Raw genomic sequence first — 14649 nt, 5'->3', positions numbered from 1 at the left:
GTGCGATGCCGCAGCCATTGATGCCGCCGCCGATGACGAAGATGTCATGTATGTCGGGCATGCTCACGCCTTCGCCGTCTTTTCGCACTGCAGCAATTTTGGCATCTATGAAGCTCGATTTGGATTATTTCGAACTGAAAATGAATGTCAAACGAAATATATCGATGATCAGGAGCTTTGGCATGAGGTTGGGGGCGTCTGAATAAAAGCTCCTTGGTCTCCCATGCTGCAGTGCTTGGCTCGTGCAAATTCGGCAAACGCGCACAGGCTCGACGCAAAGCACGACCCCGGCTGCCTTGCCGGACTTTTTTTGAGGGAGCTGGCAGCAAATATTGGCGACGCGTGGCATTCAAAAAAGGAAGTAACCGAAATGGAGTGCCATTGGCTCCGGCAACCCGTCAGCCGCCGCGCACGACGTAGTCTCYGGTTGCAGCAATCGTGCTGCCTTGGTCACTTGCAATCAGCGCATCGCGCGGCGAAGTCTCCAGCCGCCGGCACCTGACTTGCCAGAGGCCTACAACTTCACCCTGTCGCAAGACCGGTGTTTGACAGCAGCAGCCATGGCGGATTTTGCGCATACATTTCCCGGATCAGGCTCTTGATCTCTTCGATACGGGCCGAGTTGTCCTTGCGCCGACAGCTCATGATCACCGGTGAGGTAGCCTGGGCGTCGGACAAGATGCGGTAGCAGACATCGTCGGGTCGCTGGCGCTGCGAAGGGGCAGGGATGATGCACAATCCCGCTGCCGCCGCCACCAGGCCAAGTGCGGTCTGGATTTCGCGGACCTCTTCCACCATCCCCAGCTCGACATTGAGATCGGCGAACAGTCCCAGGATCTCGTCGGCGAAGCTCGGGCGTGGCTTGGAGGGGTAGATCACCAGGGTCTCGCCTTCGATCTCCTTCAACGCGATCGGTTCGGTCGACAGCGACTTAGGATGCCCCTTTGGAAAGGCGACGACCAGTCGTTCCTCGCGCAGCGTTATCCGTTCCACATCGGGATCGCTCAGGCGCACGCGCCCGACGCCGAGATCGATGCGCCCGTCTTTCAGGGCGGCGATCTGCTCGACCGACATCATCTCGCGGATTTCGATGCCGAGTTCCGGCCAGCGGGCGCGCATGTTGCGCACCAGATCGGGGATGCCGCTATAGAGCGTCGAGCCGACACAGCCGATGATGAAGATCTCGCGGCGTGACTGCGCGATGCGGCGCGTCTGCTCGCGTATGTGCTCCATGCGGGAAATTATCTGGGATGCCTGCTCGTAGAAGAAGCGCCCCGCCTCGGTCAGCGCCAGCGGCCGGCTGGAGCGGTCGATCAGGACCGCGCCCAAACTCTCTTCGAGCTGTTGTATCTGGCGGCTGAGCGGCGGCTGGGCGATGTGCAATGTCTCGGCAGCCCTCGAAAAATTGCGCTCGCGCGCCACCGCGACGAAATAGCGAAGCTGCCGCATATCCATGATACTATACCTTCTGGGTATCGAAAACGACCGCGATAGTCTTGGACTGTTTGTCTGCGCAAAGCTAGCGTCTGCCATAGGAAGTTCGGAGGAAAATTCCGTGAGCTCTGGCGCCCGCATTGTCGAAATCGAGACCTTACTGCTTGATGTGCCTACGATAAGGCCGCATCGGCTGTCGATGGTGACAATGAGTGGACAGACGATGATGGTCGTCAGGCTACGCTGTTCCGACGAGGTTGCGGGACTTGGCGAAGGCACCACCATCGGTGGTCTGGCCTACGGGGCGGAGAGCCCCGAAAGTATGAAGCTAACCATAGACAAATACATCGCGCCGCTGCTCATCGGCACCGATGCAACCCGCGTTGGGCTCGTCATGGACAAGATCAGCGCCGCGGTGAAGGGCAATCACTTCGCCAAATGCGCGATGGAAACAGCTCTCTTGGACGCGCAGGCCCGCCGTCTTGGTCTGCCCCTTTCGGAACTGCTCGGCGGCCGCCGGCGAGACAGCCTACCGGTGGCCTGGACACTTGCATCCGGCGATACCGCCAAGGATATCGAAGAGGCCCAGCGCATGCTGGAGGCTCGCCGCCACAAGGATTTCAAGCTCAAGATCGGCCGTCGTCCGATCGACGAGGATGTGGCCCATGTCGCAGCGATCCGCAAGGCGCTGCCGGACTTTGCCAGCGTGCGTGTCGACGTCAACATGGCCTGGCGCGAGCGCGAAGCAACCTACGGCATTGCAGCACTTGGCGATGCAGGCTGCGTGCTGGTCGAGCAACCGGTCCCAGGCGTTGAGCCACTGGCAAGGCTGCAGGCGAAGGCCGGCATCGCGCTGATGGCCGACGAGATTTTGACAGGGCCGGAAAGCGCACTGACGGCTGCATCGAAACGCGCCGGCGATGTGTTTTCGATCAAGATCGAACAGGCCGGCGGCCTGTTTGCTGCCGCCAAAGTGATCTCGGTGGCTGAGGCTGCCGATATCGCCATCTATGGCGGCACGATGCTCGAAGGGCCGATCGGAACGATCGCCGCGGCACAGCTTTTCGCAGGTGTAAGCAGTCTCGAGTGGGGAACCGAACTGTTCGGGCCACTTCTCCTGACCGAGGAACTGCTGACCAAGCAGCTCATCTATGCCGACTTCGAGCTCAAGGTTCCGACCGGGCCTGGCCTGGGAATTGAATTGGACGAGGCGGCAGTGAACCGCTTCCGCCGCGACCGGACCGGAGCGTCCGCAACGCTTAAGGCAGTGGGGTAGAGCTATGCTTTTCCAAGTCGAGATGACCGTCAATCTGCCGCACGACCTTCCCAAGGAAGAGGCCGATCGGCTGAAGGCGACCGAGAGGGCGCAAGCCCAGGAACTGCAGCGAAATGGCAAGTGGCGCCATCTTTGGCGTGTTGCTGGCCAGTATGCCAATGTCAGCATCTTTGACGTGAGCGGACCGGGCGAACTGCATGAGATCCTGTCGGGCTTGCSGTTGTTTCCCTTCATGCWGGTCGAAGTGAAGGCTCTTTGCCGGCATCCGTCGGCGATCGCCGACGACGGCGCATAGGCGCCAACAAAAGGCTCCGATCCGCGCGGGAAGAGCGGATGAACAGGAGCGGAATTTAGTCAACGCGCAGAAATGCGAGCCAGAAAGGGAGGTTCCCCATGTCCAGCAAGCTCATTGAAAAGTCCGTCATCGCCGATCTCGCCAACCGCGCCAGCGGTCTAGACCGGCCAGGCGGCGACCAGCGCCTGAAGACAATCACCAATCGGCTGCTTTTTGATCTGTTCACCGCGATCGACGATCTCGATATCAGCATGAACGAGGTCTGGAGTGCCGTTGCCTATCTCGGCCAGGCGGCACGCGCCAATGAACTCGGCCTGGTCGCGCCCGGCATTGGCCTTGAACATTTCCTCGACCTGCGCCTCGATGAGGCCGAGCGCCGCGCCGGCTTGGCTGGCGGTACCGCGCGCACCATTGAAGGTCCGCTCTACATCGCCGGCGCGCCGCTGAGCAAGGCAACCGCCCGCCTCGACGACGGCTCGGAGAGCGGCGAGGTCCTGTTCATGCAGGGTCAGGTCCGCGACCACAACGGCAAGCCGGTCGCCGATGCGATCGTCGATGTGTGGCACGCCAATGTGCTCGGCAACTACTCGCACTTTGACCCACAGCAGCCGGCATACAATCTGCGCCGGCGCATCCAGACCGACGCGGATGGCCGCTACAGCTTCCGCTCGATCATGCCTAGCGGTTATGCGACGCCCGAAGGCGGCTCGACCGAGGCCCTCATGCTGGCGCTCGGCCGCCATGGCCACCGTCCGGCGCACGTCCATTTCTTCGTGTCGGCRCCCGGTCATCGTCACCTGACGACGCAGATCAACATCGAGGGCGACGAATATCTGTTCGAAGATTTCGCTTTCGGCACCCGCAACGACCTCATCCCGCCGGTCACCCGCATCAGCGATCCGAAAGTGCTGGCCGAACGCCAGGTACAGGAACCTTTCGCCTCGATCGATTTCGATTTTGTGCTGATGCCTGAAGTGGAAGGTGTAACCGACACCGTGGTCGAGCGCGAACGCGCAAGCGCCTGATGTTGGTGCGGGTGCGCCGGCCGAGGCGCCGCCCCTTTTCATCATGCCGAGTTCCAAGTTGAGGCCGCATCGAGCTTTTTCCGATGCGGCCGATATGAACGATCACCTCAACGTGCGCCTCTTCACAACCGTGCTGGGATCGCGGGCGGGCTGATCGAGCGATCTCATCAGCCTCGCCGCCGTCCGCCTTTTGCCGCACGAACCCTGGCGGTTGAAGCCCTTCCATGCCGGCGGAACCGGGTTCGCCCCTTCCTTCCAATGCTTGAATATCCGGAAGGGGCAGGGCCGGCCTGCTCCTTCCGTCAATTTGCGGAGACTGCGTCATGACTAACCGAACGGGACGTTTCGAAGGCAAGGCAATGGTCGTCACCGGGGCCGCGCAAGGCATCGGTCGCCAGGTGGCAATCGAAGCGGCTGCCGAAGGCGCGCATGTTGCGGTTGTTGACCGCTCCGAACTGGCCAAGGAGGTTGCGGCCGAAATCGTCGCCAATGGCGGCAAGGCATTTGCCATCCTGGCGGATCTCGAAAGCTGGCAGGGCGCGGAGGCTGCGATCGAACAAGCCCGCGCTGACCTCGGGCGCGTCGACATACTCGTCAACAATGTCGGCGGCGCGATCTGGATGCGGCCATTCGAACATTTCGACGAAACACAGATCGAAGCGGAAATCCGCCGCTCGCTGTTTCCGACCATGTGGTGCTGCCGCGCCGTGCTGCCGCTGATGATCGAGGCCGGCGGCGGATCGATCGTCAATGTCTCGTCGATCGCCACACGCGGCATCAACCGCGTGCCCTATTCGGCGGCAAAGGGCGCCGTCAACGCGCTCACCGTGGCGCTCGCCATGGAAAATGCCGAGCGCGGCATCCGCGTCAATGCCGTGGCACCAGGCGGAACCGACGCGCCGGTCCGCCGCATCCCACGCAACGATGCCGCCCAGGACGAACAGGACAAAGCCTGGATGCAGGCGGTCGTCGAGCAGACCAAGGCCACGAGCTTCATGAAACGCTACGGCACGCTCGCCGAGCAGACCAGTGCCATCTTGTTCATGGCGTCCGACGACGCCTCCTACATCACCGGCACCATTCTGCCGGTCGGCGGCGGCGACAGCGGCTGAGGGCGGAGCGGGGCGCTCGCGCCGCCACACGGCCTGCCGATAGGGGCAAGGACGTCGCCGGACTTACAGCAAATTCCCAGAGGAGGTATTTAAGTGCGAAATTCTAAACTGGACATTCGGCAACTGCTCGACGAGCGGCCTGTGAGTGGCCTGCAATTGCGGGTTTTTTCCCTGTGTTTTCTGGTCGCGCTGCTTGACGGCTTCGACACGCAGGCCATCGCCTATACCGGCCCAGCGATAGCCAAGGCGTTCGGAATGTCGCCGGGCGACATGACCTATATCTTCATTTCAGGCACGCTGGGCATGGCGCTGGGCGCGATGGGGCTTGGCATGATCGGCGACCGGATCGGCCGCCGCATCGCCATTCTCGGCTCGATCGTGCTGTTCGGTGCTTTTTCACTGGCCATCGCATTTGCCCAGTCCCCCACCCAGATCGTGGTGCTTCGTTTCCTGACCGGCCTGGGCATGGGCGGTGCTACACCGGTCTTGCTGGCCATGGCGGCGGAATACAGCCCCTCGCGCCTGCGCGGCGCTGTCCTCACCGGCGTGCTTTTGGGCTTGCCGGCCGGCGCGATGGTCGGCGGCGTGCTCGCCGCCGGCTGGATGCCGGTCATCGGCTGGCAGGGCATCTACATCGTCGGCGGCGCGATACCGCTCGTCGTTCTGTTGATCTGCCTGGCGTTTCTGCCGGAGTCCGCTCAATTCCTCGCCTCGCGCGGCCGCCCCGACGATATTTCCCGCGCACGGGGACTTGTCGCGCGCATCACCGGCAAGCCGATTGCGGATGACACCACCTTCATCGTTCCGCCCGCGGCCGGCAAGGGTTCGGTCAGCGCGCTGTTCACGCCGGAGTACCGCACCAACTCGATCGCCATCTGGGCCATCTACCTGTTCAACTGGATCGCTTGGTTCATGTTCTTGCTGTGGTTGCCAACGGTGCTGACCAATATGGGCCTCGCCCAGCCAACCGCAGCGCTTGGAACGGTCATCGTCAACGCCGCCTTCATCATATTCGCCATTCCCTTGTCGATCTTCCTGCCGCGAATCGATGTGCGTCGCACGCTGACAGTGATGTTCATGATCGGCATCGCCGTCTGTATCGGCCTGGCCTTCGTGAGTACCAACTGGACCTTGGTCTTTGCCCTTGTCGCTGCTGCCGGTTTCGGCATAGGCGGCCAGCAGATCGCGCTGAACTACCTCATCTCCAGCACCTATCCGACCGAACTGCGCGCGACCGGAACCGGTTGGGCGATTGGCATCGGCCGCACAGGCGCCATCGTAGGTTCGGCCGCTGGTGGCTGGCTTCTGCAGACCGGCGGCACCAGCGGCTACTTCATAGGGCTTGCCGTGCCCCTGATCATCGCGACAGGCGCCGTAGTCCTGGTGCGCACGCGCCGGCAGGCACCGACCGAGGCTGTTGCCGGGGCGCACTGAACCTTCCGCTATCTTCGGCCCGGGCACTGAAAATGTGCCCGGGTCGAAGGATTTACACCTTGATGACCTCCCCAACGTCACCTCGGATTGCAAAAGAGCGAGCCGTCAATCATGTCTTTCGTCCGCGCCAACGGCATCGTCCTCCACTATCGTCTCAAAGGCCGTCGGGGAGCGCCACGGATCGTCTTTGCCAACTCGCTTGGCTCGGACATGACGATCTGGGACGACGTCGCTGATGAACTCGGTTCGGATTTCGAACTTCTCTTCTATGACAAGCGCGGGCATGGCTTGAGCGAAGTTGTGCCTGCACCCGGCGGCATCGCCGACAACGCCACCGACCTGCTCGCGCTGCTCGACCATGTCGACTGGAACAGTGCGGCCGTCTGTGGCCTTTCCGTCGGTGGGCTGATTGCCATGGAGATTGCCGCACGTGCCCCCGAACGCGTGACAAGGCTTGTGCTGATGGACACGGCCGCCAAGATCGGCGCGCCGGATGCCTGGAACGCCCGCATCGCCGCCGTGCGTGAATCAGGGGTGGCAGCAATCGGCGACCAGATCATGGAGCGCTGGTTTTCACCCGCTTTCCGTGTGACCCAGGCTGAGGCCTTTGCCGGCTGGCAGCGGATGCTGGAGCGGACGCCAGCAGCTGGCTATGTCGACACCTGTGCGGCGCTGCGCGACGCTGACCTGACCGAGACGATCGGCGCCATTGTCGCGCCGACACTGGTCATTGCAGGCGACGAGGACCTTTCCACGCCACCGGATTTGGTCGCGGCCACGGCGCGGCGAATCCCCGCTGCGTCGTTCCGCACAATTGCCGGCGTGGGCCATCTGCCTTGCATTGAACAATCAGGCGAAGTGGCCTCCCTGCTTCGCGAATTCTTGAACTCCACCATTCCCGCAAAGGGATAGGGTTTACCACGGGAGGATGGGCCTTGATCACCGGATAACCCGGCCCCGACCCGAATTTCTCGAATAGGAGTCATTTCATGGATAAGACAGTCTCATCGTCCCAGCCTAAACTGATCCGCAACGAGCACCTCGACGGAACGATCTACTCAGGCGGCTGGAAGCGCACGGCCCAAGCTGCCGACATCGCAGAACCCGCAACCGGCGCGACACTGGGCCGGATTGGCATGGCGTCCGCCGATGATGTGACACTGGCATCGGCGATGGCTGCGAAAGCCCAAAAGGCCTGGGCCGCGGCGAGCTACGACACCCGGGCAGGCGTCATTCGCAAGGCTGCAAACATGCTTGAACTGCATTTTGCCGACGTGGTCGAATGGCTGATCCGCGAAGGCGGCTCGGCGCGTGGAAAGGCGGAATTCGAGACGCAGCTCAGCATCAAGGCGTTGCACGAAGCCGCCTCTCTCGCCTCGCAGCCGCAAGGCCTCGTGCTTCCCTCGGAAGCCGGCAGGATGAATCTCGCGCGCCGCCGCCCGCTCGGCGTCGTCGGCATCATCTCGCCCTTCAATTTCCCGCTCTACCTGGCCATGCGCGCTGTGGCGCCGGCGTTGGCAGTGGGCAATGCGGTCGTCCTCAAGCCCGACCCGCGCACCGCCGTCTGCGGTGGAATGGTCTTTGCCGCTTTGTTCGAACAGGCCGGCCTGCCGGAAGGCCTCATCCACGTTTTGCCGGGTGCCGGTGACGCGGGTGCAGCACTGGTCTCCGATCCGAATGTGGCGATGATCCAGTTCACTGGGTCGACCAAGGCAGGACGGATTGTTGGCGAAAACGCCAGCCGGCATCTCAAGAAGGTGTCGCTCGAGCTAGGCGGCAAGAACACGCTGATTATCCTGAAGGACGCCGACCTCGAGCTCGCCGTCAAGAACGCGGCCTGGGGTGCCTGGCTGCATCAGGGCCAGATCTGCATGTCGTCCGGCCGCATCTTGGTGGAAGCCCCCATTTTGGAAGCTTTCACTGAGGCGCCGGCCAAGAAGGCAAAGAGCTTGCCTGTCGGCAATCCGGCGGCGGAAAACGTTGCCATCGGCCCGATCATCAACAAGGCCCAGCTCGACCATATCGACCGGGTGGTAAAAGCGTCTGTCGAGCAAGGTGCGGAACTCCGCGCAGGTGGCACCTATGAAAACCTGTTCTACGCACCAAGTGTGCTCGCCGGCGTCAAGCCTGGCATGGCCGCGTTCGAAGAAGAGGTCTTCGGGCCGGTGGCCTGCATTACGTCCTTCAACGGCGATGACGAGGCGGTGGAACTCGCCAACCGCACCGAATACGGGCTGTCGATGGCCGTGATCTCGCCCGATATCGGCCGCGCCATGGCAATCGGCGACCGGCTGCGCGCCGGCCTGTTGCACATCAACGACCAGACCGTGAACGACGAGGTCATCAATCCTTTCGGCGGCGTCGGCGCGTCGGGCAACGGAAGCAGCATCGGCGGTCCGAGCAATATCGACGAGTTCACCCAGTGGCAGTGGCTGACCATCCGCAACACACCGCCGGCATACCCGTTCTGACGTACGTCAGCCTGCCCGCCAGGGCCTGATACGGATCGGATCAAGCAGGATCATCGGCGCTTCAAGCGCCGCATCCAATCGGTTTCTGAAGTGGACGGATTTCCTCACATGCGACTGCTGACAGTCGCATCATGGCACTCGATGCCGGGAGCGGAGGTCGTCCACCTCAGAGCCAATGTTTCATCCGTCCACATCACTTTCGGCGTATACGAATTGCAGGCTCTATTTTTCCACCAATAGGCGAAACAATGCTCTGACGTACCACTAGTTCGCCCGCAACGCGTTGGCGCGAAGCTGGATTGGGAGCCGGTCATGGCGGTAACTCGTTCTACCCCAGATAACATGCCAGTCTCGGGTGCCAGCCAAAGCGGCGATTCCACCGGCGGTGAGGCGCATCTTGCATTGGTGCCTACATGGCTTCCATTCGGCCTTCCAGCGGACCCGACGGGTTCGCTGCTACTCGGCACAGGACAGAACTCGGCTGGCAGCGGTGGCGACGGCGTCAGTATCGGGGTCATCAGCGCTACGCCCACCGCAGTCTTCTCGCCTTCGAACGCGGCGCTCGCCTTGGCTGGCTCCTCAGCCGACGCTGAGCAGACCAACCAAGCACTGGTCAACCAGCATTCCGCCGAAATGGCAGGAGTTGGCGGCAATGGCGGCAACGGGAATGTCGTGATCGGTGGAGATACTGGTGGACACGCCGGGAGCGGCGGCACCGGCATATTTTACGGAGCCCTCGTCAGTTCCGATGTTGGAGTTTTCACCCCGGTGAACACCGCCGTGGGAGCTGGGCCTGACTCGACAGCGACAGCACACCAGACGAACAATGCCGCACTCCTGCAAGGCGGCACCCAGATTTCGGGCGTTGGTGGATCCGGAGGAGACCACAACCTCGCTGGCGGCTATGGGCCGGGAGGCGGTGCAGCCTCGCTCGTCTTCACCGGCGACAATCACGCCGGCGCAGGTGGCAATGGTACGTTTTTCGGTTCGCTTGTCGACGTGAACGTAGCGATCTACTCACCCATCAACATTGCTATCGCGGGGGCTGGCGGCACCGCCCATGCCGATCAGACAAACAACGTCCTTTTCAGCCAGGGCTCAACGCAGATCGCCGGCGTCGGTGGCGCTGGCGGAAGCTTCAATATGGCATCGGACACAATTTTCACTGGCGGCGGCACGACCGGGTCGGGCGGCGACGGCCATTCCGTTGGGAGTATGGTCGGCGTCAATGTGGGATATTTCGAGCCGGTCAACATCGCTGTTCCCGCCGGCGGCACGGCCGAAGCTCAGCAGGTCGACCATGTCTTGTACGACCAGCACAGTCTCCAGATGGCAGGGGTCGGCGGTACCGCCGGCCACTTCAATGTCGTCGACCCCACCCACGCCGATCTGGTCCATGATCTGCTCGTTCATGCCTAGCTAGCACGAGTTCACCTCACCTATCCATTCCCAGTTTCTCGTCATCGTCGCCTCCACCCCAACCATATGGATTGGGATTTGCGAACCGATGTTCGAACGGAACGGCAGTTCCTGTTCTGTCAACGTGTCGCGCAAACAACCCGGTCAATAGAGCCACCCGAACGGACGTGACCGATCTTGTAGCTAGTCGCGCTGCGGCACGCATTCCACACTGAGCGGGCAGCCTCTGGTGTCTCTCCGGGCAACACTCGGCGGAGGCTGGAAAGGAGCAACATCATGCCTATCCCCACACTGTCCGACACCATCCAACTTGACGACCCACATGCCGGAAATGCCAGTGCCGGCAATGGCGGCGACGGATACAGCAACGGCGATATTAGCTACAACCCCGTTGCATATGTCGCCAACGTCCAGACCGTAACTGGCGCCGGTATCGATGTGCATAATGGTGACCATGTCGCAGATTGGGCAACATGGGATGCTGGCTTTGGCGGGCACGGTGGTGCAGCTGAAGCGGAAAACGCCACCCTTTCGACCCTTACGAACAATGGCTCCGGCGGCGCCGGCGGCAGCTCCACTTCCAACGGCAGCCTGGGTTCAACAAGCGGTGCTGATGTAGCGGCAGTGAGTGCCGACACCACCGCCACCCAGACCACAACCCTTCTGGCGGATCAGCATGCCACCATCATCGCCGGCATGGGCGGCAATGGCGGTGCAGGCAGCATGGCGCGGGGAGGGGATATCTCTTCCGCTCTCGTGCATACCGACCCCAGCACCACCACCACCACCACCACCAATACCACTACAGATACAGACACAGCGACGAACTCGATCGCCGACAGTTTCAATTTCAATCACGATGTCGACTTCACCCACCTACCGGTGTGATGCAGTCCCGGCTTTGGATCGGCGGCCCGCGCCGCCGATCCGGTTATGCAGAGCCTCGACCGCCAGACGAAGAGCGCCAAGAGACGCCCGCCTTGGGTTCCCGTGATGAGGACATTGTTCACACAACCTCTCCGCTCGGCGACGCCGCTGGAATCTGCCTTGCGGGCGTGCCTTCGTTCGTTCGGCTTGGTCTTCGTGTTCAGCTGCGGCTACAATCTCTTTCTTCTCGCCCCTTCGATCTACCTGCTCCAAATCTATGACCGCGTGTTGTCGAGCCGGAGCGTGGACACGCTGATCATGATCACTCTGATCATGGCGGTGGCTGTGGTGGTCGGATCGTTGCTCGACGTCGTTCGTCGGGCTGCCCTTTCGCGCATAGCCAGTTGGCTCGACCATAGGCTGCGCCCGATCGTGCTTGCGGCGGCATTCGAATATGCCGCCCGCGCCGATCCGGGCAAGGCAATGGAGTCGTACCGGAATCTCGCGGCTATCCGACAGTTTCTGGAATCCCCCGCGAGTGTGCTCCTTTTCGATGTTTTCTGGGCACCCATATTTTTGATGCTCCTGTTCATGGTCCATCCTTTGCTTGGCATGATCGGTCTTGGCAGCGCGCTCTTGCTCCTGTTTTTTGCCCTCACCATGGAATGGGCGACGCGAGCGCCGAGCGCGAGCGCGAATCTCGCACATGCGACGAGCTACGCCCGGCTCGGAACCGCGCTCAAAAACATTCAGATCGTACGCGCCATGGGCATGCAGGAAGGCGCTGCGCGCTTTGTCTACAAAGATGCCGTGAGTGCGAGGATTGCGCAGGACACGGTATCGAGACGGGCGGAAGTCATTCAGGCGTTGTCGAAATCTACCCGGACATTGACGCAGATCCTGATGATGGGGGCAGCCACCTGGCTGGTGCTTTGGGATAACAGCAACCCGGGCATCATTTTCGTTGCCAGCCTGTTGCTTGGACGTGGTCTGGCCCCGGTAGAGGGCGCGATCGGTACCTGGAGGGCATTCGCTTTCGCTCGCAATGCTTGCGAGCAACTCAATCAAATGCTTGTCGCGGTTGCTCCTGATCCTGGTGTTCGGGAGACGGCCTTGCTCAACCCGATGGGCGACCTTGTGCTCGACAATGTTGGTTTTGCCTCGCCTGTATCGGGCAAACGGGTTCTCCAAGGGGTTTCAATGCGCCTGATCGGCGGTGATTGCGTTGCCTTGATAGGCCCCTCGGGTTCCGGAAAGTCCACGCTGGGACGCATCATCGCCGGCGTTTCACGGCCGAACGAAGGGCTCGCCTTGCTGGACGGGTTGGAACTTTCGACTTTGCGATGCTCCGCAGACGCGCGCCGTATCGGCTACCTTCCTCAAGACATCGATCTCTTCGGAGGCGCAATCAGGGATGTCATTGGACGCCTTGATGGCGGCGATCCGAAAAAAGTCATCGAAGCAGCCAAGCTTGTGGGCCTGCACGACACGATCATGGGGTTGCCACAGGGTTACGAAACGGATGTCGGCGAAGGCGGAACCGCTCTGCTTCGCGCACAGAGACAACAACTCGGCCTGGCTCGAGCCGTCTACGGCAATCCGAGCCTTGTGGTCCTTGATGATCCCAATTCGAGCCTGGACTATCGCGGAGAGCGCATCCTTTTCGAGACCATTGAACGGTTGAAGTCCAGACGAGTGACCGTTGTGGTCATCACCCATCGGATGGGCATCCTGCCGATCACCAACAAGATCGCGATCCTGCGGAACGGAACCCTCAACGCATTCGGCGACAGCGAGAAAATCTTCGATGCCCATCTCCGTCCGCCGCCGCAACTCGAACAAGGCTTGGGGAACGGCCAATGACCTCATCCTCGCCAACCTCAGTTGTCCCCCTGGCTGGCAGCGCCGAAGCACTGCTGAGATCGAGAGCCGTTCGGGTTCCGAACCCCGTAAGCTGTGCACCAAACGGCGATCAATTCGGGGGGTATGCGGAATTTGCGCCAGCGCCGCCGAAGCCGAGGTTTCGGGCCGTCGCCTGGACGGGTAACTTGCTCATTGGCTGTTTCGTGTTGGGACTGGGAGTATGGTCGGTTTTGGCCCCCCTCAAGAGTGCTGCAATCGCATCCGGAATTGTGGAGCCTGAATCGAGCCGTAAGACCGTCCAGCATCTGGAGGGTGGGATCGTTCGACAGATACTCGTCAAGAATGGCGATGTGGTTTCTTCGGGACAGGTCCTAATAAAGCTGGACGACGTGAAGCCACGTTCGGAAAGCAACAGTTTGAGYGGCCAGTTCTGGGATGCCAAGATACGTCAAGCACGGTTGCTTTCCGAGCAGGGCGAAAAAGACCACGTCATCGTCTCGGAGGAAATACAGGCTGCGGCGAGCACCCACCCGGCAATCCAGGCGATCCTGGCAGGACAGCAAAAGATCYTCGAAACGCGCCTACAGGTCACGCGATCGCAGATCCGGGTGATCCAGGAAAAGATGGCTGAAATCCAACAGGAGATCGTCGGGCTTCAAGCGCGGCAGGTCGCGCTGTCGACCAGGGCGGACATCGCGCGGAAGGAGCTAAATACCGTCACCGATCTCGTCGCCAAGAAGCTCGAAAGGCAAGGCCGCCTTTTTGACCTCATGCGCGAAAGTGCGAACGTCGACGACCTGCACGGCGAAACGGCCGCTCAGATCGCTCGCGCCGAAGAGACCATCAGCGAGGCGCAGGCTGATCTTTTGAAGTTTGAAAGCGACCGTCAAAATGAGATCGCGCAGAGTCTTCGGGACATCGAGAGTCAGCTATTGCAACTCGAAGAGCGAATGCGAGCCGCCGATGATCAACTTGCCAGGACCGAGATCAAAGCCTCCGAGGACGGGGTAATTACCGATCTTCGCATTCATACGACGGGTGGGGTCGTGGGCGCAGGTGAGCCGCTTCTTGACCTCGTGCCGAAAGAGGGTCGTCTCGTCGTCACCGCGCATATCAGGCCGGAGGACATTAATGTCGTGCATGTCGGATTGCCGACTAAGGTTCATCTCTTGCCTTACGATCAGCGGCGGGTGCCGCTCATTTCCGGGACGGTCACTTACGTTTCTGCTGACCGCCTCCTGGATAAGCAGACCGGCCAATCCTACTATGCGGCAACGATCCGTGTTTCGGATGAACAACTGGCAGCGATGACGGATGTGAGGTTGGTGCCCGGAATGCCCGCGCAGGCGTTGATCGAGACCGGTCAAAGCACTGTGGCACTCTATGCGCTAAGGCCGATACTCGATAGTTTCAATAGGTCTTTCCGGGAGGACTGATCAGCTCCACCAATCCA

At 61.3% G+C, this 14649-nt stretch carries 12 protein-coding genes and 1 pseudogene; 12 read left to right on the top strand and 1 reads right to left on the bottom strand.

The annotated features are described in order from the left end of the window. On the top strand, positions 1 to 202 hold a 202-nt coding region (locus AC1DWF_RS12665), incomplete at its 5' end, for a hypothetical protein (protein ID WP_476841725.1). Between the two features lie 320 nt (positions 203 to 522). Here AC1DWF_RS12665 and AC1DWF_RS12660 read toward each other — a convergent pair. Further along, positions 523 to 1455, bottom strand: a complete 933-nt coding sequence (locus AC1DWF_RS12660) for a LysR family transcriptional regulator (RefSeq protein WP_476785081.1) — start codon at positions 1453 to 1455, stop codon at positions 523 to 525. Between the two features lie 100 nt (positions 1456 to 1555). Between AC1DWF_RS12660 and AC1DWF_RS12655 the strand changes: the two genes are divergently transcribed. The 11 genes and pseudogenes from AC1DWF_RS12655 to AC1DWF_RS12605 all read left to right on the top strand — a co-directional run. Next, on the top strand, positions 1556 to 2710 hold the full coding sequence (locus tag AC1DWF_RS12655) for a muconate/chloromuconate family cycloisomerase (RefSeq protein WP_476787623.1): 1155 nt from the start codon (positions 1556 to 1558) through the stop codon (positions 2708 to 2710). A 4-nt stretch (positions 2711 to 2714) separates the two neighbouring features. Continuing rightward, positions 2715 to 3005 (top strand): muconolactone Delta-isomerase, encoded by a 291-nt coding sequence (gene catC, locus AC1DWF_RS12650; protein ID WP_476841724.1) that lies wholly within the window; start codon positions 2715 to 2717, stop codon positions 3003 to 3005. A gap of 98 nt (positions 3006 to 3103) precedes the next feature. Then, a complete protein-coding gene (gene catA, locus AC1DWF_RS12645) occupies positions 3104 to 4030 on the top strand; it encodes a catechol 1,2-dioxygenase (RefSeq protein ID WP_476785078.1) in 927 nt (308 codons plus the stop codon). A gap of 323 nt (positions 4031 to 4353) precedes the next feature. Continuing rightward, the gene (benD, locus tag AC1DWF_RS12640) at positions 4354 to 5142 is read left to right on the top strand and encodes a benzoate diol dehydrogenase BenD (RefSeq protein WP_476787622.1); all 789 of its coding nucleotides are present in this window, start codon (positions 4354 to 4356) and stop codon (positions 5140 to 5142) included. Between the two features lie 93 nt (positions 5143 to 5235). After that, complete coding sequence (locus AC1DWF_RS12635; protein WP_476785076.1) at positions 5236 to 6576, top strand: MFS transporter; 1341 nt, start codon at positions 5236 to 5238, stop codon at positions 6574 to 6576. Positions 6577 to 6687: 111 nt separating this feature from the next. Continuing rightward, complete coding sequence (gene pcaD / locus AC1DWF_RS12630; protein WP_476787621.1) at positions 6688 to 7488, top strand: 3-oxoadipate enol-lactonase; 801 nt, start codon at positions 6688 to 6690, stop codon at positions 7486 to 7488. A 77-nt stretch (positions 7489 to 7565) separates the two neighbouring features. Beyond that, positions 7566 to 9047, top strand: coding sequence for a benzaldehyde dehydrogenase (locus AC1DWF_RS12625; protein WP_476784341.1), 1482 nt, complete (start codon positions 7566 to 7568; stop codon positions 9045 to 9047). Positions 9048 to 9359: 312 nt separating this feature from the next. After that, complete coding sequence (locus AC1DWF_RS12620) at positions 9360 to 10466, top strand: hypothetical protein (RefSeq protein ID WP_476784340.1); 1107 nt, start codon at positions 9360 to 9362, stop codon at positions 10464 to 10466. Between the two features lie 276 nt (positions 10467 to 10742). Further along, on the top strand, positions 10743 to 11354 hold the full coding sequence (locus AC1DWF_RS12615; protein WP_476784339.1) for a PE-PGRS family protein: 612 nt from the start codon (positions 10743 to 10745) through the stop codon (positions 11352 to 11354). A gap of 105 nt (positions 11355 to 11459) precedes the next feature. After that, complete coding sequence (locus AC1DWF_RS12610) at positions 11460 to 13196, top strand: type I secretion system permease/ATPase (RefSeq protein WP_476784343.1); 1737 nt, start codon at positions 11460 to 11462, stop codon at positions 13194 to 13196. Between the two features lie 134 nt (positions 13197 to 13330). Next, positions 13331 to 14632, top strand: a pseudogene (locus AC1DWF_RS12605) (HlyD family type I secretion periplasmic adaptor subunit); the annotation flags it as partial. Positions 14633 to 14649 lie beyond the last annotated feature (17 nt).

This window comes from Aminobacter sp. P4_D5 (genome assembly GCF_056401815.1).
The sequence above is the reverse complement of the archived record's forward strand: the minus strand, read 5'-3'. Positions and strand labels throughout refer to the sequence as shown.

Excerpts from the sequence above, each read along its gene's own strand:
- AC1DWF_RS12625 (WP_476784341.1), top strand. The coding sequence starts at position 7,566 with ATGGATAAGACAGTCTCATCGTCCCAGCCTAAACTGATCCGCAACGAG.
- pcaD (WP_476787621.1), top strand. The coding sequence starts at position 6,688 with ATGTCTTTCGTCCGCGCCAACGGCATCGTCCTCCACTATCGTCTCAAA.
- AC1DWF_RS12610 (WP_476784343.1), top strand. The coding sequence starts at position 11,460 with ATGAGGACATTGTTCACACAACCTCTCCGCTCGGCGACGCCGCTGGAA.
- AC1DWF_RS12660 (WP_476785081.1), bottom strand. The coding sequence starts at position 1,455 with ATGGATATGCGGCAGCTTCGCTATTTCGTCGCGGTGGCGCGCGAGCGC.
- AC1DWF_RS12615 (WP_476784339.1), top strand. The coding sequence starts at position 10,743 with ATGCCTATCCCCACACTGTCCGACACCATCCAACTTGACGACCCACAT.
- AC1DWF_RS12620 (WP_476784340.1), top strand. The coding sequence starts at position 9,360 with ATGGCGGTAACTCGTTCTACCCCAGATAACATGCCAGTCTCGGGTGCC.
- benD (WP_476787622.1), top strand. The coding sequence starts at position 4,354 with ATGACTAACCGAACGGGACGTTTCGAAGGCAAGGCAATGGTCGTCACC.